Raw genomic sequence first — 22,421 nt, 5'->3', positions numbered from 1 at the left:
GGTGTTTTTGGTGGGTGTGGGAGTTCGGGTGGCGACTGGTGACACTGGGGCTACTGGACCTACGGGGCCGACTGGTGACACTGGAGCTACTGGACCTACGGGGCCGACACTGGGGCTACTGGACCTACAGGGCCGACTGGTGACACTGGAGCTACTGGAGCTACTGGAGCTACTGGACCGACTGGGGCTACTGGACCGACTGGACCGACTGGACCATCCGGACTAGGACTTCCAGCAGGATTGTATGCATTTAACTCCGCTGGAATTTCTTTAGATCTTGGACTAAATGCTCCAGTACCATTTAATACTGTTGGATCTCAGTTTGGTACAGCAATTTCTCAATTAGATGCTGATACTTTCGTTATTGCTGAAACTGGATTCTATAAAATCACTGTTATCGTATATACTGCGGCAATAAGTGTATTAGGGGGGCTTACAATCCAAGTAAATGGGGTATCTGTACCAGGTACTGGGGCTACTTTAATCTCAGTTGGAGCACCTATCGTTGTTCAAGCAATTACGCAAATTACGACAACTCCATCATTAGTTGAAGTAATCGTTACAGGACTTGGGCTATCATTAGCTCTTGGTACAAATGCATCTATTATTATTGAAAAAATCGCTTAATTTTTTACTTAGCAGTAAAACTGATATCAGTTTTACTGCTTTTTCAATTTCAAATTCAATCATGAAACATTCGCTATCTACATAATCATATTGTTGTATGACATTTTGCAGGAGGCACAAATATGGAAAGTAAATCTGCTGTTCAGCTTTATCTCGAATTGCTAAAGAAGACCATTTTATTTGAAATATGGTTAGAATATGAGGCATACTTACCCGCATCTCTACATATTTCAAAAGAACTAGAATTCGAACCAGTTACAGTCCCTCTCCCTTTATTCATTAAGCAATATGCTGAAAACCATAACTTAAAAATTGTAAAACCAAATGTTTCAAAAAGTGAACGTCATGATGGAATGGATTGGCCAAGAGCAGCACATAGCATGATTGGTCGAGAACGTATGAACCAATTACAAGAGGCGATGGAAACCGTTGTTCGTGAAAATATAGAAGGTGATTTTATTGAAACAGGTGTATGGCGCGGAGGATCATGCATTTTTATGAATGGTTTTTTACAAGCAAACAACATTACGGATCGTAATGTGTGGGTTGCAGATTCATTTGAAGGTTTGCCAGCACCGAATCTAGAACAATATCCAAAAGATTACGGTGATTATTTACACACATTCGATTACTTACGCGTCTCTTTAGAACAAGTACAAGAGAATTTCAAAAAATATGATTTACTAAATGATCAAGTGAAATTTTTAAAAGGTTGGTTTAAAGATACTTTACCAACAGCACCAATTGAAAAAATAGCAATTGCACGGCTTGATGGTGATATGTACGAATCCACAATGGATGGTCTCGTGAACTTATATGATAAAGTTTCTAAAGGTGGCTATATAATTATCGATGACTACGGGCTACCGCCATGCGCTGAGGCTGTGACAGACTTTAGAAACCAACGAAATTTAAAAGCCCCTATTACTAAAATTGATGTATTTGGCGTTTATTGGAGAAAAGAATAAAAAAAGATTTAATCTATAGGAGATTCTATTTTCACTCATTCTTCTCTCACTTCTGATCCAATTAAGTATTCTTTTTCGGAATCTCCTTACATATAACAATTGTTTTCCTGTATTCTCTCACTACAAATTGAAAATTTTATTAATAGATTTACTGCATCTTCTCATACAAGAAAGGGGTATACTCATGAGTGAACTTAACAAAGAAATGACTTTACTCCCCCCTCCTGAACTCGTCCAATATGTAGGTGGCGACTTCAAAAAAGTTGGAAAAGAGTTCCTAAAGCATTTCATTCAAATTGGCGCTTTAAAACCAAATGAAAAAGTATTAGATGTAGGCTGCGGCGTCGGCCGAATGGCTGTACCATTATTGAATTACTTAAATGATGATGGAGCGTATTATGGATTTGATTTGTTTAAAGATGGAATTACTTGGTGTCAAAATAACATTTCAACTATGCGTAATAATTTTCACTTTGAACATGTTGACATATACAATCAATTCTATAATCCGGAAGGAAAAGAAGATGCCTCTCAATATCGTTTTCCCTATGAAGACGGAACATTCGATTTTATCTTTTTAACTTCTGTATTTACACATCTTCTCCCAAAAGAATTAGAACATTACGTATCTGAAATTGTACGTGTATTAAAAAAAGACGGGAGATGTTTCATTACATTCTTTCTTATAAACCCTGAATCGTCCTATTATTTAAATGCAGGACAAAGTACATTAGGTTTTTATCATCGAATCGAAAATTGCTACGTTGTAAATAAAGATATTCCGAATTTCGCAGTTGCTTATCCTGAGACAGATATTTGCAATCTATTGAATAAGTACGGCCTAGAAATAATCAATAAGCCGCATTACGGTTTATGGTGCGGCAGACATGAATATACAAGTTACCAAGATATTGTTCTTACAAAAAAAAGCTTCTGAAAGGAAGTTATGTATGATGAATGAAAAAAATCCACCTCTCGTTTCCATCCTTATTCCTACTTATAATCGGCCTCATTATTTCAAAATTGCTCTAGAAAGTGCATTGGCACAAACTTATTCAAATATTGAAATCATCATCGGAGATGATAGTACAAATGATGAAACAGCAACTTTAATACGCGAACAATACTTACCAAATTATAAAAATATAACATACATTCGAAATACCCCTACTCTAGGACAATTTCACAATGACCTTATGCTCATAGAAAAATCAAATGGTGAGTATATAAATTTTTTAATGGACGATGACGTGTTTTATAAGCATAAAATACAAAAAATGATGACCTATTTTGAGCAAGATCCCAATAAAAATCTTGCTCTTGTTACTTCTTATCGAGTACGTATTGATGATCATGGAAATCTAATAGGTGATTCCCATCCAACACAAAGGTTATATAGTGAAGACACCTCATTAAACGGGATATTTTTAGGTAATTGGATGTTAAAGGGCGGACACAACATTATCGGTGAGCCTACAACTACTTTGTTCCGAAAGGAATTGCTCACTGAACCTTTTGGCACCCTTAAAGAGCGACAATATTCTTGTAGTGTTGATATGGCCTCATGGATTTCTTTACTTTCTAAAGGAAATGCAATATACATTTCTGAGCCTTTAAGTCAATTTCGCTACCATGCTGGACAACAAATACACAATAAGCTCCTTCAAGGTTGTGAAGATTTCACACACCTTGTTATAACAGCAAAAGAATATGGCTTTTTACAAAATACTACGGACTATAGAGCAGCTCTACTTAGTGCTTACCAATGGTGTAAAAGTTCCTTAAAATACTATCTTCATCAACTAGATATTTTTCCTGACGCACATGTACGTCTCTCTCATTGTTTGGATATAATTATTAAAGAGCTAAACAATTAAACTACTCTGCAAAATTAAAAGTGTATGTACTATATGTGAATCATTCGTATAGTTCATACATTCTTTCTCATACTATAAAGTGAAACTTTAATCAGCTCTCACCAATCGGGCTTTTACGGGCAGTTGATCCCCCACCTAACTTCTTCGCCTTCGCTGAATTTTGAGGTGGGGGTCTTACTGCCCATTAATGCGGGATAAAATCCATTACTATAAAGAGCAGTAGAAAGGAATACCTACATTGAAAGATCCAAATTCTCAATATCAAATAGACTACGTATTACTATTTATTTTATTTGCCATTGGGATTGTTAGTTGTTGTGCTATTGCAAGTGCGCAAGCCTCTTTACCGCCATTTTTACAAAACGTCAATTTTGTACTAAAGCAAATCCAATGGTATTTCATTGGATTTATAGCCATTGGTGTTATTATGATTATCGACTTCGATCGTTATCAAAAAATTGCTTGGTATTTGTACAGCTTTGCAATGGTACTACTTATTGGACTAGAACTTCAAGTACCAGGTGCCGTTACAATTAAAGGCGCTACCGCTTGGTACAGGCTCCCAGGCATCGGAAATTTTCAGCCTTCTGAAATTATGAAATTGTTTTTAATTATCGTCATTGGACGAATTATAGCAAATCATAATGAGAAATATTTTTCCCAAACGATACATGATGATTTTTTACTACTTGGAAAAATATTTGCGACAAGCTTGCCACCACTACTACTTATTGCAAAAGAACCAGATTTAGGAAACACAATGGTCATTTCAGCGATGCTTGCAGCAATGATACTAGTTTCTGGCATACGATGGCGTTTTATTTTTGGATTAGTTTCAGGTACTTTCGTTGCTGGATCTACATTAATATATATTTTTTTTACTCACACAGATTTCTTTAAAGCACACATTTTAAAAGAATATCAATTAAATCGCTTCTACGGATGGTTAGCACCTTACAAATATGATGCACAAGGCTATCAATTAAGACAAGCATTCTTAGCGACTGGATCCGGAGAAATGCAAGGAAAAGGGTGGGAAAATGGACAAGTATATTTTCCAGAACCACATACAGATTTTATTTTCACTAATGTCGCTGAACAATTTGGATTTCTAGGCGCAAGTGTCATTATTTCTCTTTTTTTCTTACTCATTTTTCGAATGATTCATATTGCTTTAGAAAGTAATGACCCTTTCGGTAGTTACATTTGCGCTGGTACAATCGGAATGTTTACTTTCCAAGTATTCCAAAATATCGGGATGACAATCGGATTACTCCCCATTACAGGGATAACATTACCTCTTATGAGTTACGGAGGAAGTTCACTGCTTACATACATGATTGCGATTGGATTCATTTTAAATGTTCGCTCAAGAACGAAAATCTTTATGTTTAAATGAACAACACAAAAACGCTATATTTTTATCTCTATCCTTTTTTAGATATACTAATGAAAAATACGATGGAGGTTTAAATATGAAATATGACATTATAGGAGATATTCATGGATGCTTCCAAGAGTTTCAAAATTTAACAGAGAAGCTAGGATATAACTGGAGTAGCGGTCTACCGGTTCACCCTGACCAACGTAAACTTGCATTCGTTGGCGATATTACAGACCGTGGTCCTCATTCATTACGTATGATTGAAATTGTATGGGAACTTGTCATACATAAAAAAGAAGCTTATTACGCTCCTGGAAATCACTGTAATAAACTATATCGATTTTTCCTTGGGCGTAATGTAACAGTCGCTCACGGACTTGAAACAACTGTTGCTGAATATGAGGCACTTCCTTCTCATAAGCAAAACATTATAAAAGAAAAGTTTATCACTCTTTATGAACAATCACCCCTCTACCACATACTAGATGAAAAAAGAGTAATCGTATGTCACGCTGGGATTCGGCAAGATTACATAGGAAGACGAGATAAAAAAGTACAAACCTTTGTATTATATGGCGATATTACAGGAGAAAAGCATGCCGATGGCTCACCTGTCCGTCGCGATTGGGCGCAAGAGTACAAGGGGCAAGCTTGGATTGTATATGGACATACACCAGTAGCAGAACCTCGATTCGTCAATCAGACAGTCAATATTGATACTGGTGCTGTATTTGGTGGCAAATTAACCGGATTACGTTATCCTGAAATGGAGACTATCTCTGTTCCTTCTTCTTTACCTTTTGTCGCTGAGAAATTCCGTCCAATTTCATAACTACCTTACTTAGCGAAAGATTACCGTATTATTTAGGCAGATCTCATATAAAACTAGGTAAAGTAATTAAAAAAAGATGCAATAAAGTGCATCTTTTTTTAATTACACTACATATAATGTCGCAGGAGGTGACAGAATGAAGAAAAAATCTTCTAAACAAAAAAGAAAATTTCCCCCTTTATATCTGCCCATGTACGGAATTAACAACTGGTGTAGTATTCGGGCTGCAGCGATAGAAGAACTGGAAGAACAAGAGTCATCAAAAAAAAGCAAAGTAAAACCAACATATGTCTCTTTAGAAAATGCTGTGATGAGCCGCATAATCGATCGCAGAAAAATAAAGATGCAACAAAAAAATAAACAGCTCTCAAATCAAGATGAACAGGTAATACATTCTAATCAAACAGAAGAAAAGACGGAAGAAAATATTTCTGTAGCAATAAATAAAAAAGTGGAACCAGAAATTCCAGCTGCTATTATAAACAAAGTAAAAAAAATAAAAGAGGCATTGGCTTCATCGAATGATATACAAACTGAAAAACCACTCATAATTGAGACACCTACACCTGAAAATACAAAAGTTAAAAGGGGCGGCCGATATGCATATGCGGAAGGGCTTCACTCTCATGCGGAGGGCATGGCAGCACATGCGGAAGGCTTATTAACACATGCAAAAGGTTCTTTCTCTCATGCAGAAGGATCAAACTCAAAAGCAACCGGACATAGTTCCCATAGTGAGGGAAGTGAAACGACAGCAGGCGGAGCTTATTCTCATGCAGAGGGTAAACAGACGATTGCTTTAGGCGAAGCAGCACACGCAGAAGGAACCGCAACTATCGCTAACGGATCCTCTTCTCATGCGGAAGGTCATCATACATCAACAGCTCATTTTGCAGGTAGCCATATTATGGGGCGCTTCGGCACTGCAGAAGAAGCTTATTCTTGGTTTATTGCAAATGGTGTAAGCGACACCGACCATAATATCGGGGCTAAATGGCTTGCCCATAATGGAGAAATGTACATTGAGGGTGCGTCTTACAATGCAAGTGGAACGGATTTTGCACAAATGTTTGAAACCGAAGATCATAAACCTATTGATGTCGGTTATTTCGTTACATTTAGTAGCGAAGAAAAAATTCGGATAGCTACTTCACACGACTCGTTCATTTTAGGAATATCTAGTGCAACCCCTGCCCTTATAGGAAATAGCGGGGCTTTAAGTTGGGAAAAACGTTATAAAACAGATAACTTTGGAAAACGCCAATATGTATGGACGGAAACCGAAGAAATACAACCTCTTTTAAATACAGAATGGGATCCAACTCGCAAATATGTAGCAAGAAAAGATCGCGCCGAGTGGCTTCCTGTCGGATTAATTGGACAAATGTTAGTACGTGATGACGGCACTTGCGAAGCACATGGATTTTGTCTTCCAAATGACAATGGCATTGCTACAAAAGCCGAAAGTGGATTTTTCGTTATAAAGCGTACGGGTGAAAACCAAATTTTAATATTATTCCGCTAAGAAAAAAGGGAACAAAATTCTTTATAATATAAGAATTTTGTTCCCTTTTTAAGTATGCCGCAACACTTCTTGCATATCGCTTGGAAGCTTTATAGTGAAAGACATCTCTTTCTCTAAAATAGGATGATAAAACGTCAAAGATTTACTATGAAGTGCTTGCCGTTTCATTTCATCCCTTCTCCCTCCATATAAGCTATCACCAAGTAATGGATGTCCTACATGAGCCATATGCACACGAATTTGATGCGTTCTTCCTGTCTCAAGCTCAAGCGCTACATGTGTCTTATGATATGTACTATCAATTACTTTAAAATGAGTAACTGCCCTTTGTCCATCCTCACAAACCGTTCGCTCAATAATGCTATCAGATTTTCGACCAATTGGTGCATCAATCATTCCTTCTCGTTCCACAATCTTTCCGTGAACAATTGCTTCATACGTTCGTTTCACAGCTTTTTGTTGATGCTGCTTCGATAAAAGATGATGCACGAAACGATTTTTTGCAATAAGCATAAGCCCCGAAGTATCACGATCTAAACGTGTTACGATGTGCACTGTACTTGCAAGATGCTGCTTATCATAATGAGATAACAGCGCATTGGCAACACTTCCTGCCGGATGTTCTCTAGACGGAATCGTTGACATATTCGCCTCTTTATTAATGATAAGAACCGCGTCATCTTCATATATAATGCATAAAGGAATATCTTCTGCCATCATCCCTTCACTTCTTTCCTCCACTGGAAAAAAGACACGTAATTCTTCACCAGCACGCAACTGATGACGAACACTCGCATGTTGACCATTTACTTCAATTGCTCCGCCATGAAACTTTATATCCGTTAAAGCGGCTTTAGAAATACCTTTCGTTTTCAAAAATTCCCTAACTAAAGTTCCCTCTTCAGCCGGCCCTATATCCCATTTCAATGTAAATCTGTTCAAATATATAACCCTTTCTATTTATCTGCAACAAACGAGTCACGAACTCGTTTCCAGAACGGGAATGGGCGGAAACGAACAAATCGTACTTTCTCGTTTGCGACGCGATACTGGATTGATTTCACATCTTGATGAACCATCGTTAAATGATCCACTGTAATTTGTAAGTTCATTCCTGCAGCTGGCTTTAACACACATGTATGATGCTTCGGCAATACGAGTGGCGATCCTACAGTACGAAATACACGATTGTTAATGGACGCCATTTCTGCAATTTGAATCGCTTCAATAGATGGGTGAATAATTGCTCCGCCAAGCGCTTTATTATACGCGGTACTTCCTGAAGGAGTAGAGATACAAAGGCCATCTCCGCGGAATGTTTCAAAATATTCTCCGCGTATTTCTACTTCTGTTACTAATGTACCTTCTGCACTTTTTACAGTCGCCTCATTCATCGCTAAATACTGTGACTCTTTACTTCCATTCACATAGCGAATAATAACTTCTAAAAGCGGATATTCCACCACTTGGAATGGTGTTTTCGCAATCGCAATTACTAATTTCTCTACTTCTGTTGGTAACCAATCTGCATAGAAACCTAGATGTCCTGTATGTACACCAACAAATGCTGTTTCATCCAATCGATTATAATAACGATGAAACGCATATAAAAGCGTTCCATCTCCCCCAACAGAAATTACAATATCGGGTTCCTTTTCATCCATTATAAATCCAAAATCTAGCAAGTACTCTTTCATCGTGCTTGCCAGTGTATCTGATGATTGATCTCCCTTTGACATAATTGTAAATTTCATCGCCCAACACCCTTTAGTTTATGATTCGGAATCTTTCGTTTCTTGCTTTCTTGAAAAAGCCTTTTGCGCTTCTTGAATTTCAAGACGAATAGAAGACATTTCTTCATCTAATAAAAACGCCGCTTCAGCTGCACGTTGCAATCGTATTTTAATATCTTCAGGAAAACGTCCACTATATTTATAATTTAAAGAATGCTCAATTGTTGCCCAAAAGTTCATTGCTAGCGTGCGTATTTGGATTTCTACCAATACTTTTTGTTCACCTTGAATCGTTTGAACAGGATAACTAATGACAACATGATAAGAACGATAACCGCTATCTTTCTTTTGCGTGACATAATCACGTTCTTCCACGATTTCAAAGTCATTTCGTTTTCGAAGATATTCTACAACAGGCTTAATCTCATCAACAAATTGACACATCATTCTAAGCCCAGCAATATCCTGCATATCTTCTCTCAATCGGTCTAGCGGTACATTTCTCTTCTCCGCTTTATCAATAATACTTGCAACCGACTTTACCCTTCCTGTTACAAACTCAATTGGAGAATGCTCTGTTAACATTGCAAATTGAGTACGCATTCCTTTTAGTTTCACTTTTAGCTCTGCCACCGCTTGGTGGTAAGGTGCTAAAAATTCTTCCCAATTTCGATTCATTTCAACCACCACCAAAATCAATCCATTTGCTTATAGAAATACTTTTTCTACAGCAGTTACTAATTCTTCTCCGTAATTTGCATTACCTTCAATATTTTCAACTAAATATTCTACTTCTTCTTTTAATCCTTCTAATTCCATTTCAATGTCATTCACGCGAACGAACATAACCACATCGTTATTCATCGCTTCATGCATTGCTTCCCAGCATGTGTGCGGAATACTTACATAAATGAAAGATGATTCATTTTCTAAGATATATAAAAATGATAAATTGTCTGAGTCTACAAGTACGTGATTACGCGCACTTAACTCCTTTACCTCTATTTCACTATTTTCCGCACAAAAAATAAGAGCATTCTCTCTCTTTTCTACGCTCTTAACTTGGATTTTATTTTGCATGCTCTAACTCCTCCATCTCAACTTCCTGTCTTACTTAACAGTATTATTGTATCATAACATGGACGCAAACAAATAAAACATTGAACCAAATTTATGAAAAAGCGATAATGTGTAAAGAATTATTTTTCAAAAGGAGATTATACAATGACACAAGAAATTGAAATTGAATTCAAAAATATCGTTACAAAAGAAGAATTCGATACATTATGTAAATCGTTTTCTATTGAAGCATTTACAAAACAAGTGAATCACTACTTTGAAACACCTGACTTCTCGTTAAAAGAAGCTGGCTCTGCACTTCGTATTCGTCATAAAGGAGAAACTTATACGTTAACGTTGAAACAACCTGCAGAAATCGGTTTATTAGAAACGCATCAAGTCGTAACAGAAGACGAAGCAAAAATGATGATGGAAACAAACACAATCATTCAAGGAGCAGTAGTAGATCAATTACACAAATTACAAATTCCTGTTTCTGCTTTAACATATATGGGTAGTTTAACAACAGAAAGAGCAGAAACATTATTTAAAGGCGGAACGCTTGTCTTTGATCATAGTTTCTATTACAATCACGATGATTATGAAATTGAATTTGAAGTGCAAGATGAAGAAACAGGAAAAGCTGCATTTATTCATTTATTAACGCAACATAACATACCTGTTCGCCATACAAATAACAAAGTAAAACGCTTTTTCCTTGCCAAACAAAAAAAAGCACGCTAAAGTGAAAATTCCACTAGTGAATATGTTTCACTAGTGGATACATCTCACTAAAAAAGTTTACACCCGTAGAATAAGCAAAGAATCTTTGAGAAAGCTGTTTATTTGCCCTCTCGAACATTCCATTGCTACAATAGATATACATTTCATGGAAAAAGGAGTTTATAAAGGATGAGCAAGCAACCGATGACACCATTTGAAGCAATTGGCGGTGAACAATGCATTGCAATATTAGTAGATACATTTTATTCCTATGTCAGTAAACACCCTGACTTATCTCCCATCTTCCCGGAAGATTTAACAGAAACCGCTAGGAAGCAGAAGCAATTTTTAACACAATATTTAGGTGGTCCTAATTTGTACACTGAAGAACATGGTCATCCTATGTTAAGAGCACGCCATCTTCCGTTTGAGATTACTCCAAAACGAGCAGAGGCTTGGCTATCATGTATGGAGCAAGCAATGGATGATACTGGAGTTCATGGTCATATAAGAGAATTTGTTTTTGAACGTTTAGCATTAACCGCTCAGCATATGGTTAATACTCCAAACGAAACAGGTGAAGTGTAATGGATAAGCAGGAAGCAAAGCATATAAATATGCCATCTCCTTCCGCATGCGAGCATAAGTCTGTAGAAGCATATTTATTTATTGATCCACTTTGTAAAGATTGCTGGGAAATTGAGCCTTTTATTATTAAACTATGGCTTGAATACGGGAAATACTTCTCTATTCGTCATATCGTAACAGGAAAAGTGGATGGAACGAACGCTTCCTCACACAAATGGAATAAACCTGCTAATATTCGATTTGTGTGGGAAAAGACAACCAGTTTACAAGGTTTTTCATGTGATGGAAAGGTACATATGCAAGAAGCATCGTCAACACCATATTTAGTTTCGATGGCAATTAAGGCGGCGGAGTTGCAAGGCCGAAAAGCAGGTTCGAAGTTTTTGCGAAAACTCCAAGAATACATTTTCCTTGAAAATGTATCAAACCCTGACTGCGAACTATTACTTGCATGTGCGAAAGATAGCAATATTGATGTAGAAGAATTTAAAAAAGATCTACATTCTGCTAGTGCAAAAAAAGCTTTCCAATGTGACTTGAAATTCACAAATGAAATGCATATTACAGAAATACCTTCCCTCGTCTTTTTTCATGCGAACTCAGATGAAGAAGGTATTAAAATCGCTGGAAATTATTCCTACGATGTATACGTACAATTATTGAAAGAACTTGTAAAATGTGAAATTGAGCCAGAACCATTACCACCTTTAGAAGTGCTACTAGAAGCAACACAATTTATATCTTCAAAAGAAGTAGCATTTATTTATGATTGTCCGCAACAAGAAATTGAACGCGAACTAAAAAAATTACAACTGAAACGAAAAGTACAAATGATAGAAGTAAAATGCGAACGTTATTGGAAATGGATAGCAAAAGAAAAAGACCTGGTGTAAACACCAGGTCTTCTTCTTTACGGCTTATAAAAATATTAAAGGGGATGGGAGAAATTTTCACGTTCAAACAAAGGGGTATATGTTTGTATGTGAATTCGTTCACGCTTATTATATTACAAGATTCGACGTCAGATGACAACCCCTTTTGTCGAATTTCACACTTTTGTCACATTCTAAACGTTTTCATTTTTGAATAAGCTATAAAAAAGGTCATTTAGGGGGTTTATTTATGAAAAAATCTTATATTGCTCTTCTCTTTCTAGCTGTCATCGTTTCTTTTTTCTTGTACATCCTCTCTCTACTACAAGCTTTTCCTAAAATTATTGCCTTACCTCTTTTATTCGGAATCATCGTTATCACTCTCTCTTATTTCAATTATAAAAAACGATTCAAAGGGTTTTAATTTTAAAAATCAGTCGTAAAACTATCCTTTCAGTTAGAAAAACAAAGAAATTCACCTTTCTCTCCGACAAATATCGACATTGAATCTATCCAACAAAAAGACGAGGATACAATCCCTCGTCTTTTTTCATTACTTTTCTTCAAATAATAATGCTTCTAATTCATTTAATTTCTCTTCAAATACTTGTAGCGCCTCTTTTACTGGTTCAGGAGATGCCATATCTACTCCTGCTTTTTTCAGCACTTCAATTGGATAATCAGAGCTTCCTGCTTTTAAGAACTCGTTAATATAACGTTCTACTGCTGGTTGTCCTTCTTCTAAAATCTGTTTAGATAGAGCTGTCGCTGCACTAAACCCTGTTGCGTATTGATATACGTAATAGTTGTAGTAGAAGTGTGGAATACGAGACCATTCTAAACCAATCTCTTCGTCGATTACTAAAGCGTCACCGAAATATTTCTTATTTAAATCATAGTAAATTTCCGTTAACATGTCTGGCGTAACAGCATGTCCTTCTTGTACTTTCTTATGAATAATATGTTCAAACTCTGCAAACATCGTTTGACGGAATACAGTACCACGGAACCCTTCTAAATAATGATTTAATAAATATAGACGCTCTTTCTTATCTTCTGTCGTTTTTAATAAATAATCATTTAGAAGTGCTTCATTACAAGTAGATGCCACTTCTGCTACGAAGATGGAATAATCACCATATACGTGCGGTTGTGTTTTTCTTGTATAGTAACTATGCACCGAATGACCAAACTCATGAGCAAGTGTAAATAAATTATTTACATTATCATGCCAGTTCATTAAAATATACGGATTTGTTCCATATGCACCAGATGAATATGCCCCGCTTCGTTTTCCTTTATTCTCATACACATCTACCCAGCGATTTTCATATGCCTCTTTCAAAATATCAACATATTCATCACCAAGTACGTTTAAAGATTTTAATAAAAGGTCTTGCGCTTCTTCGTATTTCACATTCATTTTCACTTCTGGTACAAGTGGTGTATATAAATCATACATATGAAGCTCATCAAGTCCTAGTGCACGCTTACGAATATCGATGTAACGGTGTAATAAATGTAAGTTGTCATTTACTGTTTCAACGAGTTGATCGTATACTGCTTCCGGAATATTATTATTGCTCAGTGCAGCTTGGCGAGCAGAATCATATTTACGAACACGCGCATTGAAATTATTACGTTTTACTGCTCCGCTTAACGTACTTGCGAATGTGTTTTTAAATTTTCCGTACGTTTCATATACAGCTTTAAATGCATCTTTGCGAACACGAGGATCATCACTTTCTAAAAACTGAATGTAACGGCCATGTGTAATTTCTATTTCTTCTCCGTCTTCCCCTTTAATAGATGGGAATTTTAAATCCGCGTTATTCAACATACCGAATGTATTGCTTGATGAACTCATTACTTCAGATGCTTCCGCTAATAAAGCTTCCTCAGCTTCTGATAATACGTGCGGGCGTTGACGTGTAATTTCTTCTAATGCATGTTCATATACACTTAAATCTCTATTTTCCTTCAAGAATGTTTGCAATGTATCTTCTGAAATCGATAAAATTTCAGGCACAATATACGCTGTGCTACTAGATACTTGTGAATATAAATTTGTTGCACGATCATTTAATGCTTGATATACAGAGTTTGTTGTATCTTGATCGTAACGCATATGAGCATATGTATATAACTTACCTAATCGCATTGATATTTCATCTTCATATTGCAATGCCTCAAGTAAATTGTCCGCAGAGTCACCAAGTTTCCCTTTAAATTCAGTTAACTTCGGTAATAGCTCTTTAATAGCTTGGAATTCTTTTTCCCATTCTGCATCCGTTTGGAAAATATCTTCTAATCGCCACGTACTTGCTTCTTCAATCTCGTTGCGATCTGGTAATGCTTTCGCTTTGTTTTGTTCAGACATTCTTTAAGCCCTCCTTTAAATATCTCTACTTAAGTACAATTCGTTTTTTCTTATGTAATTCCTTCACAATCATTCTTTATTATATCCGCTTTTCCTCCTCTCATGTTAAAATTTGCCTCAAATAAAGATAGCGCATGTATTAAGCAAATCTCATCATGTTTCATAATTTCCTCCTCTGTTTTTAACATCACGGCATCCCTTATTTTTCGGTACGTATAAGTTCCCACTTTACGTAAAACACCTATATAGCATAAAAATGTCATATATTCAGTAACTGCCATTTTCCATATGTGCTGCGAAAAGTACGGAAGTATCCGCCTTTTCGTATACCTTTTTACATAACTACACACGTATTGAAGAGAAATACACTCTCCCACTGCAAGCTCCCCTATACACTTCATATATAGAAAAGCTTGCCATATAAATGGGTTTGTTTGAAAAGCAAATGCAGAAGGGAGTGGAACACCAATTTCAGAAGGAAAGCTCGCTGGGGTACATTTAAATTGATATAAGAGGCGTAATAATGACTTATAATTATAATTCCAAATCGGTAAGGCATTTTGGCGAAAGTTTTTCTTTCTCTTCTTCCACTCTTCACCCAATCTTTCTTTCCCGAAAGGAACAGGAGAAAAAAGCATTTCAAAAGTAGTCGCATCAGTTGGTAAATATATAGTATGTGAGAAAAAAACATTTGTAGAAAAGGGAGTGACAAATGCACATTTCATAAATGATTTTTGTTTCGGACAGAAGAAAATAAGAAGTGGCTGAGGATAAGATTGTAAGGAGAAAGCCATAAGTGAGGAAAATTTCATCCAATATGCAGATTGCTTTTTCAATTGATTTCCACCAACGATCCAAATGACCTGTATACCAGCTTGCCAATACGAATATGTTCTTTTGTACAGCTGCTCTATAGCGAGGTTTGCACATTGGTATTCAATTGCAATTTTTCTACCCGCCCTCTCTACAAAAACATCTGGTCGTTGCTTAATTTCTGGGAGGTAGTACTCTATATCCACCTGAAAGTTTTGACGTTTGAACCATCTATATAACAATTCTTTACCATGCATATGATACTTTGATTCCGCTTCATAAAAGGCAAGACATGAATCCACTTTTTTATGAGCAAAATGCCAACTTTTTTGTTTCCCTAATTTCATTTGCACTTCCTTTCCGCAAGCTACACAAAAGAATCGTTCTTGTTGACGCATACGGCGCAAAAGCTCTTCATTACAATTATAGAGTAAATGAATTTTTTCACCGTTTTCTCTTTTAGCGATAAATATCGTAATCACACCCTTTCAGCTCCTTATATTCTACAATTTGTTACAAATTCCTTTTAAAAAAGAGATGTCCCAATTTCGGACATCTCTTTTTATAATAAAGGTGATAATAATCGGTACGTTGATTCAACAATTCGTCTATGAAGACGTCTTTTATGAAAATGATCACCATGAATTTCACTTGATTCTTCTAAATCATCTTTAAAGTCTTGAACAAGTTTTCGAATGCTATCTGTATCATATAAAAAGGCATTTACTTCAAAATTCAAATGAAAACTTCTCATATCCATATTAGCTGTCCCAATTGAAGCTAAATCAGAATCAACGATGACAATTTTACTATGAAGAAAACCTTTTTCGTATTCATATATCTTTACTCCTGCATCTAAAAGCTCTGGGAAGTACGATCTCGATGCGTAAAAGACAGTACGCTTATCCGGTTTACTCGGCATTAATAAACGAACATCAATACCAGCAAGTGCAGCAACCTTTAATGCGGATAAAATATCATCATCCGGAATAAAATACGGCGTTGCAATCCAAATAGATTTCCGAGCAGAAGCGATCATTGCGAAATATAAATGCTTAATCGTTTCCCACTTATTATCGGGGCCACCTGCAACTAGCTGCACTCCTCCCCAATGATCACCCTCAACTGCTTTTGCTTGTAAATATTCTGGGGCTAGCACAGCCTCTCCAGTCATATAAAACCAGTCTTGAAGGAAAATAAGTTGTAAACTTTGAACCGCTTCACCACGTAAATACAAATGCGTATCTCGCCAAAAGCCAAAATATTTATTTTTCCCTAAATACTCATCACCGATATTTAATCCGCCTACAAATCCTTCGTTCCCATCAATCACAACAATTTTCCTATGATTTCGATAATTAATCTTATCGTTTAAAATCGGAAAGCGCACAGGAAAGAATGGAATCATTTCTACACCTGCATCGTTTAATTCTTCAATATACGATTTCGATAACTTAAAACTTCCAACCGCATCATATAAAAAGCGAACAACAACGCCTTCTTTCGATTTTTGTATTAAAATATCTTTAATTTCTGTTCCTAATTTATCATCACGCACAATGTAATATTCCATATGAATGTGATGTTTCGCTCGTTTTAACCCATTTAAAATAGCCCGAAACGTTTCATCTCCATTTGTTAATGTCCTCGTTTCAGTTTGAAATGAAATATTTAAAGCTCCTAATCGATCCGCTAAACGAAATAACAGTTCTTGATGCTTATGATTGCGTAAAATTCGTTCTTCGTAATCTTCATGCCCTTTATATTGTAAAAACGCCTGTTCATCAAGTAACGCCTTCTTTTGGAACATTCTTTTTCTTCGAAAATTTTGTCCGAATAATAAATAAGCAAAGAAACCAAATACCGGAAAAATTCCTAAAACAATTAACCATGTAAGTGTTTTAGATGGATGTCGATTTTCTAAGAAAATAACGCAACCAATTAAAAACGCAGATACTGTAAATAAAATACTAATAATACCTAAAATCGAAACATCTTTTATCCCAATCACATCTGAATAAAATGCTACATCAATAAACATACGTAACGAAACAAATAATGCGAACAATAGCAGTATAAAGAAAATCAGCTTTAACGTATTTTTCATCTCTTACCTCCTAACTAAGAAAGCTTTCCTATTCTTCATATAAAAAGCCGATTTCATACTACAGAAATCGGCCTACGTTTTAGCAGGAAAATTATTGCGAATCGTTTCAAGCGCATGCTCTTTCACAATTTGTTTTCCATACTCACTTACACGATGAATTGTTAAAGTTGATTCTTCTCCATATTCTAAAATAATACTTAAAATACGATCGATTTCTTCTTCATCATGTAGCACTTCATCGAATTCCACATATACATAATAGCGGTCCTCAAATGAATACAGCTCATCTTTTATATCTTCAAAGATAAGACGATGACTTAATGAAATGACATCTTCAAAATCATTAAATTTAATTAAAAAGCCAAACGTACCATCTTCATTAAAGTTTGTTCCTGTTTGTTCTTCTACCTCTTCGACTAATTCTTGTTGGAATAATGATTCGATGCCTTCATCTAGAGGAATATCTATAATTTTGTCTACCCCTATCGGTAGTTCCAGCTTTTGTCCGTCCTTTGAAAGCTCTGCTTTCGTGACAAGTACTTCAATCCCTTTATCGACTGCTTGCACTTGAATCCATAACGGTCCATCAATAAAGAAATCGTCATGATCACGAGCTTCGTCCATCATCTCCCAAAAGAGCTCTTCACTTCGTTCGCGATCATACCAAATTTCTTCACGATTAAATCCTCTATCCTCTATATCAATGTACGTAATAAAAAATTTCATCGTATGATCATTAATTCTTTCAATATCCAAAATACAACTCTCCCTTCCTGCTTAGAATTGTTATGAAGGGATTCCCCACTCATATGACAAATCAATAGATTCTTGTACTCTCATTTTATGATAAGATTCTCCAGAATGGAAATAAAATCGATTTATTTTACAAAAATAGTTATATGCCTATCTTTACTCGATAAACTACATAAATATATTATTATAGCGATTTCTTACTTACAAAAAATTTGGACATACATTTCCACATTCCCCCGTACACTGTAATAAAGTGAAACTTCTATTAGAAGAGATTATTTAACAACAACTTTCTTCATCACATACATATAGTTCGCTTATTAAAACATCATAAATGGAGGCAGACGAATGGACTTAGAGTTTTTAACATCCGTACTAATGATTGTCGGTATCGATGTTGTATTAGGTGGTGACAATGCAATCGTCATCGCACTAGCTAGCCGAAATTTACCTGAATCGAAACGAAATAAGGCTATTTTGATCGGTACTCTTTTAGCGATTGTACTAAGAATCATCCTTACTATACTAGCTGTCTATTTACTCGACATTCCATTTCTACAATTGATTGGCGGGGTTTTACTTACATTAATTGCAGTCAATTTATTAACCGATAATAGCAACGATCTTTCTTCTATTCAAGGAAAAACAACTTTATTTCAAGCTGTGCGGACAATTGTTTTCGCGGATCTCGTTATGGGGTTTGATAATGTTATTGCCATTGCAGGTGCAGCTCACGGGAGATTTTTACTCGTCATAATCGGCTTACTCATTTCTATCCCGATTATTATTTGGGGCAGCAAACTTATTTTAATACTTATGGAACGATTTCCATTCCTCATTTATTGCGGTGCAGCGATTCTTGCCTATACTGCAGGAAAAATGGTTACACATGAAGACAGACTTGCAACCTTTTTTCATAACAATCCAAGTTTCACTACAAGCATTCCTTATTTGTTCATTTTCACTATTTTATGCATCGGCTTTATCGTACAACAAGTTCGATTACGCAATGTGAAACATTAAAAAAAACCTTCTACTATATAATAGGTAGAAGGTTTTCATATTATTATAATTAATTTACAAGACGTTGTGCTTCACGTAATTGGAACGTTCTTACTGTACGTGGTAAGAAACGACGAATTTCGTCTTCGTTGTAACCAACTTGAAGGCGTTTCTCGTCAATCATAATTGGACGACGTAAAATCCCTGGATAGTCACGAATCATCTTATATAAATCTTGAAGTGGTAAAGACTCTAAGTTTACATTCAATTCTTGGAAAACTTTCGAACGAGTAGAAATAATCTCATCCGTTCCGCTTTCTGTCATACGTAAAATCTCTTTAATTTCCTCAATCGTTAATGGATCTGAGAAAATATTACGTTCTGTATAGGGAATATGATTTTCCTCTAGCCATAATTTCGCCTTTCTACAAGACGTACAGCTTGGAGAACTATATAATGTTACCATACAAAGCTCACTCTCCTTAAAGAGTACAAATTCTGTACTAAATACAGTTTTAATTTCTAACTTCAGCAATTTTTCGCGATAACTTGTCTTATTGAAAAGTACAAAAATCGCATTTCATGTAAGCAACAACTTATAATAAACAACAATTACTTTTAATAAGTAACTTCTATAATCATTATACAATAGATTTTGCAAGAAATATACAGTAAATTTCCTGCTAGTTGAGAAAACTCTTCCGTGTATTTCACTGCTATGTAACATGATTACGCTCACTTCAGCTGTACTTTAACAATAACTTTCAATCCTTTTACTACTCACTTCTCATAGATTTTTCATATAATATATAGTTATTTATCTATAATCTTCCCTATGAAAAAGAGAACGTTTTCTTACTTTTTCTTGATAAATCAATTAAGAAATGTAAGACTATACAAATGAGAATGAAAAGGAACGTTTGTTCTTATTTTAACAAATATCCTCCCTCCTGTCTACACGATTTCTAAAGTAAATTAAATATTTTTCTGACATTTCTTTCTTTTTCATTTTTTATCTCATACAATAAACATACAGACAGGCAAAGGGGGAGTTTTCAAATGATTGCTTTTTTTATTGATTTTATTACGGTTGCTGCCCTCATCATCGGAATAACAGCATTGATTGGTGTCATTACAAATAGCATCGGCGAAAAGCTCTTTGGTGGAAAAGAAAAAATGAAGTTTGTTAACAAAAGTTTGGATGTACAATCTGGCTGGAACCAAGTTGGCGGAAAAGGCATTTATAAGAAACGAACGTATTAAAAAAAAAGCAGGCGATCACCTGCTTTTTTTTATTTCTCTACTGACGCCCATTTAAAGCTTAAATCGCCGCCATATTTATGGTTATACATATTTTTAATTGAATCTCTTTGTAAATATGCTCTACCACGTTGATATACTGGAACGATCGCAGCATCATCAAGTAACATTTTTTCTGCTTCTAATAAGTTCTTCCAACGAGCATTTACATCGCTTCCATCTTTTTTCGCCTTCATAATGATTTCATCGTATTTTGGATTAGAGTACTTCATCTTATTTTGTGACCCATCTGTTACAAACATATCAAGATATGTAATTGGATCTGGGAAGTCCGCACTCCATCCAGAGAATGACATGACATAATCGCCCGCATCTTCTAATTTTAGTTTTTGTGCGAATGGTTGTTGTTTAATTTTTACTGTTAAACCTGGTAAATTCTTTTCTAATTCACCTTTTAAATATTCACCAGTTTTCTTTGATAACTCTACATCTTCATTTAATAATTCTAATTCGATTTCATTTTTACCAAGTTCTTTTTTACCAGCTTCCCAATATTTCTTCGCTTCTTTCACGTTTGGTTTTACAATATCCCCGTTTACAGCACGGAAATCTTTTTTATCTGGTCCTTTAATGAAGTTATCAGGAATTAATCCTGTTGCTGGCTTAGAACCGTTATTTAATAATGTATCCACGAATGGCTTACGGTCAAAAGCAAGTGAAATTGCTTTACGAATATTTTTATTTGCTAAAGCTGGATCTTTTTGATTTAAACGAAGGAAGAATACAGATGTATCTTCTACTGTTTGGAAATCTGGTTTTCCTTTATATTTATCAATAAACTCCGCTAATAACGACGCTCGATCAATTGCATTTGTTTCATATAAGTTAATTGGCGTAGATGTATCTTTTACAATATTAAAGTTTACTTCTTCAATCTTCACTTCTTTATTGTCCCAATATGACGCGCTCTTTGTCATTTTAAAGCTACGTTCATGTTGCCAATCACTTAATGTAAATGGTCCGTTATAAAGCGTTGTATTCGCTTCCAAACCAAACTTCGTACCTTGCTCTTTCACAAACTTTTCATTCACAGGATAGAAGATTGGATATACCATTAAATCTACAAGGTATGGAATTGAATTATCTAATTCCACTTCTAATGTATAATCATCAATCGCCTTTACCCCTAATTGATCCGGACTCATCTCTTTTTTATTAATTTTCTCTGCATTTTTTATATCATACATAATGTACGCTGATTTCGCAGCTGTATCTGGGTTAATCGCTCTTTGCCATGCGTATACGAAATCTTTTGCCGTCACAGGATCACCATTTGACCATTTTGCGTCTTCACGTAATTTAAATGTATATTTTTTACCATCTTCTGATTTTTGGAATTCCTTCGCTACACCAGGAACTAGCTTATCATCTTTTCCTAAACTGTATAAGCCTTCCATCGTATTACCCATTACTCTTGAAGAAACTGCATCAGCTGATAACGCTGGATCCATCGTTGGAATTTCTTGCGTTTCAATTAAGTTAATAACTTGCTTCGCACCGCTTTTCCCGCTATCCCCTTTTGCGTTCGCTTGCGGTTCATCTTTTTGGTAGCTACATGCCCCTAACATCATGCTCATTGCTACTGTTGATACTACAAAAACTGGCATCTTTTTTTTCATACTTCCACCCTCCATAAAAATGTTAGCCCTTTCATTTTCAAACAGAAAGAAATATATATATGTTCTAATAATTCATATTATACACACAAATATATTTTTTGTATATTTATATTTCTATTTCATTAAAATTTCCTGTTAAAAAATAAATCTTTGTAAACGTTTCATATTGCTGATTATTCTTACTAAAGTGTTAAAAACAATATTTTTTATACTTTTCTAAATTATCAGAGAAAAATGAA

At 35.4% G+C, this 22,421-nt stretch carries 22 protein-coding genes and 1 pseudogene; 13 read left to right on the top strand and 10 right to left on the bottom strand.

The features are described 5' to 3' along the window. The 7 genes and pseudogenes from bclA to DN401_RS26570 all read left to right on the top strand — a co-directional run. Window positions 1–627 (top strand): annotated as a pseudogene (bclA, locus tag DN401_RS30360) (collagen-like exosporium glycoprotein BclA); the annotation flags it as partial. A 122-nt stretch (window positions 628–749) separates the two neighbouring features. Beyond that, the gene (locus DN401_RS26595; RefSeq protein WP_000444381.1) at window positions 750–1,595 is read left to right on the top strand and encodes a TylF/MycF family methyltransferase; all 846 of its coding nucleotides are present in this window, start codon (window positions 750–752) and stop codon (window positions 1,593–1,595) included. A 184-nt stretch (window positions 1,596–1,779) separates the two neighbouring features. After that, window positions 1,780–2,532 (top strand): class I SAM-dependent methyltransferase, encoded by a 753-nt coding sequence (locus DN401_RS26590; protein ID WP_001292838.1) that lies wholly within the window; start codon window positions 1,780–1,782, stop codon window positions 2,530–2,532. Between the two features lie 13 nt (window positions 2,533–2,545). Continuing rightward, window positions 2,546–3,472 (top strand): glycosyltransferase family 2 protein, encoded by a 927-nt coding sequence (locus DN401_RS26585; protein ID WP_149288053.1) that lies wholly within the window; start codon window positions 2,546–2,548, stop codon window positions 3,470–3,472. Between the two features lie 238 nt (window positions 3,473–3,710). Then, window positions 3,711–4,871 carry an FtsW/RodA/SpoVE family cell cycle protein gene (locus DN401_RS26580; protein ID WP_000654702.1) on the top strand — a complete coding sequence of 387 codons (1,161 nt, stop codon included), beginning with the start codon at window positions 3,711–3,713 and terminating at the stop codon, window positions 4,869–4,871. Between the two features lie 76 nt (window positions 4,872–4,947). Further along, window positions 4,948–5,688 (top strand): bis(5'-nucleosyl)-tetraphosphatase PrpE, encoded by a 741-nt coding sequence (gene prpE / locus DN401_RS26575; RefSeq protein WP_000872698.1) that lies wholly within the window; start codon window positions 4,948–4,950, stop codon window positions 5,686–5,688. Window positions 5,689–5,824: 136 nt separating this feature from the next. Continuing rightward, window positions 5,825–7,213 (top strand): peptidase G2 autoproteolytic cleavage domain-containing protein, encoded by a 1,389-nt coding sequence (locus tag DN401_RS26570; RefSeq protein ID WP_000730518.1) that lies wholly within the window; start codon window positions 5,825–5,827, stop codon window positions 7,211–7,213. Window positions 7,214–7,261: 48 nt separating this feature from the next. Here DN401_RS26570 and DN401_RS26565 read toward each other — a convergent pair whose 3' ends face one another. Genes DN401_RS26565 through DN401_RS26550 form a run of 4 tightly spaced genes read right to left on the bottom strand, consistent with a single transcriptional unit; the run spans window position 7,262 to window position 10,026 of the window. After that, complete coding sequence (locus DN401_RS26565; RefSeq protein WP_001079137.1) at window positions 7,262–8,155, bottom strand: RluA family pseudouridine synthase; 894 nt, start codon at window positions 8,153–8,155, stop codon at window positions 7,262–7,264. A gap of 14 nt (window positions 8,156–8,169) precedes the next feature. Beyond that, on the bottom strand, window positions 8,170–8,967 hold the full coding sequence (locus DN401_RS26560) for an NAD kinase (protein ID WP_000673190.1): 798 nt from the start codon (window positions 8,965–8,967) through the stop codon (window positions 8,170–8,172). An 18-nt stretch (window positions 8,968–8,985) separates the two neighbouring features. Then, the gene (yjbM, locus tag DN401_RS26555) at window positions 8,986–9,624 is read right to left on the bottom strand and encodes a GTP diphosphokinase (RefSeq protein WP_001081482.1); all 639 of its coding nucleotides are present in this window, start codon (window positions 9,622–9,624) and stop codon (window positions 8,986–8,988) included. A 30-nt stretch (window positions 9,625–9,654) separates the two neighbouring features. Next, the gene (locus tag DN401_RS26550; protein ID WP_001180003.1) at window positions 9,655–10,026 is read right to left on the bottom strand and encodes a UPF0738 family protein; all 372 of its coding nucleotides are present in this window, start codon (window positions 10,024–10,026) and stop codon (window positions 9,655–9,657) included. Between the two features lie 144 nt (window positions 10,027–10,170). On the opposite strand from DN401_RS26550, the gene DN401_RS26545 reads away from it, so the two are divergent. The 4 genes from DN401_RS26545 (at window position 10,171) to DN401_RS29985 (ending at window position 12,612) form a co-directional block, all read left to right on the top strand. Beyond that, complete coding sequence (locus DN401_RS26545) at window positions 10,171–10,749, top strand: CYTH domain-containing protein (protein WP_000191121.1); 579 nt, start codon at window positions 10,171–10,173, stop codon at window positions 10,747–10,749. A 168-nt stretch (window positions 10,750–10,917) separates the two neighbouring features. Beyond that, the gene (locus DN401_RS26540) at window positions 10,918–11,316 is read left to right on the top strand and encodes a globin domain-containing protein (RefSeq protein ID WP_000043386.1); all 399 of its coding nucleotides are present in this window, start codon (window positions 10,918–10,920) and stop codon (window positions 11,314–11,316) included. Further along, window positions 11,316–12,209: a ClpXP adapter SpxH family protein gene (locus DN401_RS26535; RefSeq protein ID WP_000360645.1), complete on the top strand. Its 894-nt coding sequence runs from the start codon at window positions 11,316–11,318 to the stop codon at window positions 12,207–12,209. The genes DN401_RS26540 and DN401_RS26535 overlap by 1 nt, the downstream gene beginning before the upstream one ends. Before the next feature lie 229 nt (window positions 12,210–12,438). After that, on the top strand, window positions 12,439–12,612 hold the full coding sequence (locus DN401_RS29985; protein ID WP_000750355.1) for a hypothetical protein: 174 nt from the start codon (window positions 12,439–12,441) through the stop codon (window positions 12,610–12,612). A 129-nt stretch (window positions 12,613–12,741) separates the two neighbouring features. Here the strand turns inward: DN401_RS29985 and pepF are convergent, their stop codons facing one another. The 4 genes from pepF to mecA form a co-directional block, all read right to left on the bottom strand. Then, a complete protein-coding gene (gene pepF / locus DN401_RS26530) occupies window positions 12,742–14,568 on the bottom strand; it encodes an oligoendopeptidase F (RefSeq protein WP_000003348.1) in 1,827 nt (608 codons plus the stop codon). 50 nt (window positions 14,569–14,618) lie between these two features. Beyond that, window positions 14,619–15,863: a competence protein CoiA gene (locus tag DN401_RS26525; RefSeq protein ID WP_000628315.1), complete on the bottom strand. Its 1,245-nt coding sequence runs from the start codon at window positions 15,861–15,863 to the stop codon at window positions 14,619–14,621. 80 nt (window positions 15,864–15,943) lie between these two features. Next, window positions 15,944–17,488: a cardiolipin synthase gene (locus DN401_RS26520; RefSeq protein ID WP_000799194.1), complete on the bottom strand. Its 1,545-nt coding sequence runs from the start codon at window positions 17,486–17,488 to the stop codon at window positions 15,944–15,946. Window positions 17,489–17,560: 72 nt separating this feature from the next. Further along, complete coding sequence (mecA, locus tag DN401_RS26515) at window positions 17,561–18,244, bottom strand: adaptor protein MecA (RefSeq protein WP_000350713.1); 684 nt, start codon at window positions 18,242–18,244, stop codon at window positions 17,561–17,563. A gap of 345 nt (window positions 18,245–18,589) precedes the next feature. On the opposite strand from mecA, the gene DN401_RS26510 reads away from it, so the two are divergent. Beyond that, complete coding sequence (locus tag DN401_RS26510; RefSeq protein WP_000362607.1) at window positions 18,590–19,264, top strand: TerC family protein; 675 nt, start codon at window positions 18,590–18,592, stop codon at window positions 19,262–19,264. A 49-nt stretch (window positions 19,265–19,313) separates the two neighbouring features. On the opposite strand, the gene spx is transcribed toward DN401_RS26510, so the two are convergent. Continuing rightward, entirely contained in the window at window positions 19,314–19,709 is a 396-nt protein-coding gene (spx, locus tag DN401_RS26505) for a transcriptional regulator Spx (RefSeq protein ID WP_000258267.1), read from the bottom strand. 593 nt (window positions 19,710–20,302) lie between these two features. Between spx and DN401_RS26500 the strand changes: the two genes are divergently transcribed. Beyond that, complete coding sequence (locus DN401_RS26500; RefSeq protein ID WP_000559971.1) at window positions 20,303–20,506, top strand: hypothetical protein; 204 nt, start codon at window positions 20,303–20,305, stop codon at window positions 20,504–20,506. 29 nt (window positions 20,507–20,535) lie between these two features. On the opposite strand, the gene DN401_RS26495 is transcribed toward DN401_RS26500, so the two are convergent. Then, window positions 20,536–22,182, bottom strand: a complete 1,647-nt coding sequence (locus DN401_RS26495; protein WP_000728609.1) for a peptide ABC transporter substrate-binding protein — start codon at window positions 22,180–22,182, stop codon at window positions 20,536–20,538. Window positions 22,183–22,421: the final 239 nt, after the last annotated feature.

This window comes from Bacillus sp. BF2-3 (assembly GCF_008368795.1).
GTDB lineage: Bacteria > Bacillota > Bacilli > Bacillales > Bacillaceae_G > Bacillus_A > Bacillus_A cereus.
The sequence above is the reverse complement of the archived record's forward strand: the minus strand, read 5'-3'. Positions and strand labels throughout refer to the sequence as shown.

What these genes read in the sequence shown, in the direction of transcription:
- DN401_RS26595 (WP_000444381.1), top strand. Translation starts at nt 750, where the DNA reads ATGGAAAGTAAATCTGCTGTTCAGCTTTATCTCGAATTGCTAAAGAAG.
- DN401_RS26590 (WP_001292838.1), top strand. Translation starts at nt 1,780, where the DNA reads ATGAGTGAACTTAACAAAGAAATGACTTTACTCCCCCCTCCTGAACTC.
- DN401_RS26585 (WP_149288053.1), top strand. Translation starts at nt 2,546, where the DNA reads ATGATGAATGAAAAAAATCCACCTCTCGTTTCCATCCTTATTCCTACT.
- prpE (WP_000872698.1), top strand. Translation starts at nt 4,948, where the DNA reads ATGAAATATGACATTATAGGAGATATTCATGGATGCTTCCAAGAGTTT.
- DN401_RS26570 (WP_000730518.1), top strand. Translation starts at nt 5,825, where the DNA reads ATGAAGAAAAAATCTTCTAAACAAAAAAGAAAATTTCCCCCTTTATAT.
- DN401_RS26560 (WP_000673190.1), bottom strand. Translation starts at nt 8,967, where the DNA reads ATGAAATTTACAATTATGTCAAAGGGAGATCAATCATCAGATACACTG.
- yjbM (WP_001081482.1), bottom strand. Translation starts at nt 9,624, where the DNA reads ATGAATCGAAATTGGGAAGAATTTTTAGCACCTTACCACCAAGCGGTG.
- DN401_RS26550 (WP_001180003.1), bottom strand. Translation starts at nt 10,026, where the DNA reads ATGCAAAATAAAATCCAAGTTAAGAGCGTAGAAAAGAGAGAGAATGCT.
- DN401_RS26545 (WP_000191121.1), top strand. Translation starts at nt 10,171, where the DNA reads ATGACACAAGAAATTGAAATTGAATTCAAAAATATCGTTACAAAAGAA.
- DN401_RS26540 (WP_000043386.1), top strand. Translation starts at nt 10,918, where the DNA reads ATGAGCAAGCAACCGATGACACCATTTGAAGCAATTGGCGGTGAACAA.
- DN401_RS26535 (WP_000360645.1), top strand. Translation starts at nt 11,316, where the DNA reads ATGGATAAGCAGGAAGCAAAGCATATAAATATGCCATCTCCTTCCGCA.
- DN401_RS29985 (WP_000750355.1), top strand. Translation starts at nt 12,439, where the DNA reads ATGAAAAAATCTTATATTGCTCTTCTCTTTCTAGCTGTCATCGTTTCT.
- pepF (WP_000003348.1), bottom strand. Translation starts at nt 14,568, where the DNA reads ATGTCTGAACAAAACAAAGCGAAAGCATTACCAGATCGCAACGAGATT.
- DN401_RS26520 (WP_000799194.1), bottom strand. Translation starts at nt 17,488, where the DNA reads ATGAAAAATACGTTAAAGCTGATTTTCTTTATACTGCTATTGTTCGCA.
- DN401_RS26510 (WP_000362607.1), top strand. Translation starts at nt 18,590, where the DNA reads ATGGACTTAGAGTTTTTAACATCCGTACTAATGATTGTCGGTATCGAT.
- spx (WP_000258267.1), bottom strand. Translation starts at nt 19,709, where the DNA reads ATGGTAACATTATATAGTTCTCCAAGCTGTACGTCTTGTAGAAAGGCG.
- DN401_RS26500 (WP_000559971.1), top strand. Translation starts at nt 20,303, where the DNA reads ATGATTGCTTTTTTTATTGATTTTATTACGGTTGCTGCCCTCATCATC.
- DN401_RS26495 (WP_000728609.1), bottom strand. Translation starts at nt 22,182, where the DNA reads ATGAAAAAAAAGATGCCAGTTTTTGTAGTATCAACAGTAGCAATGAGC.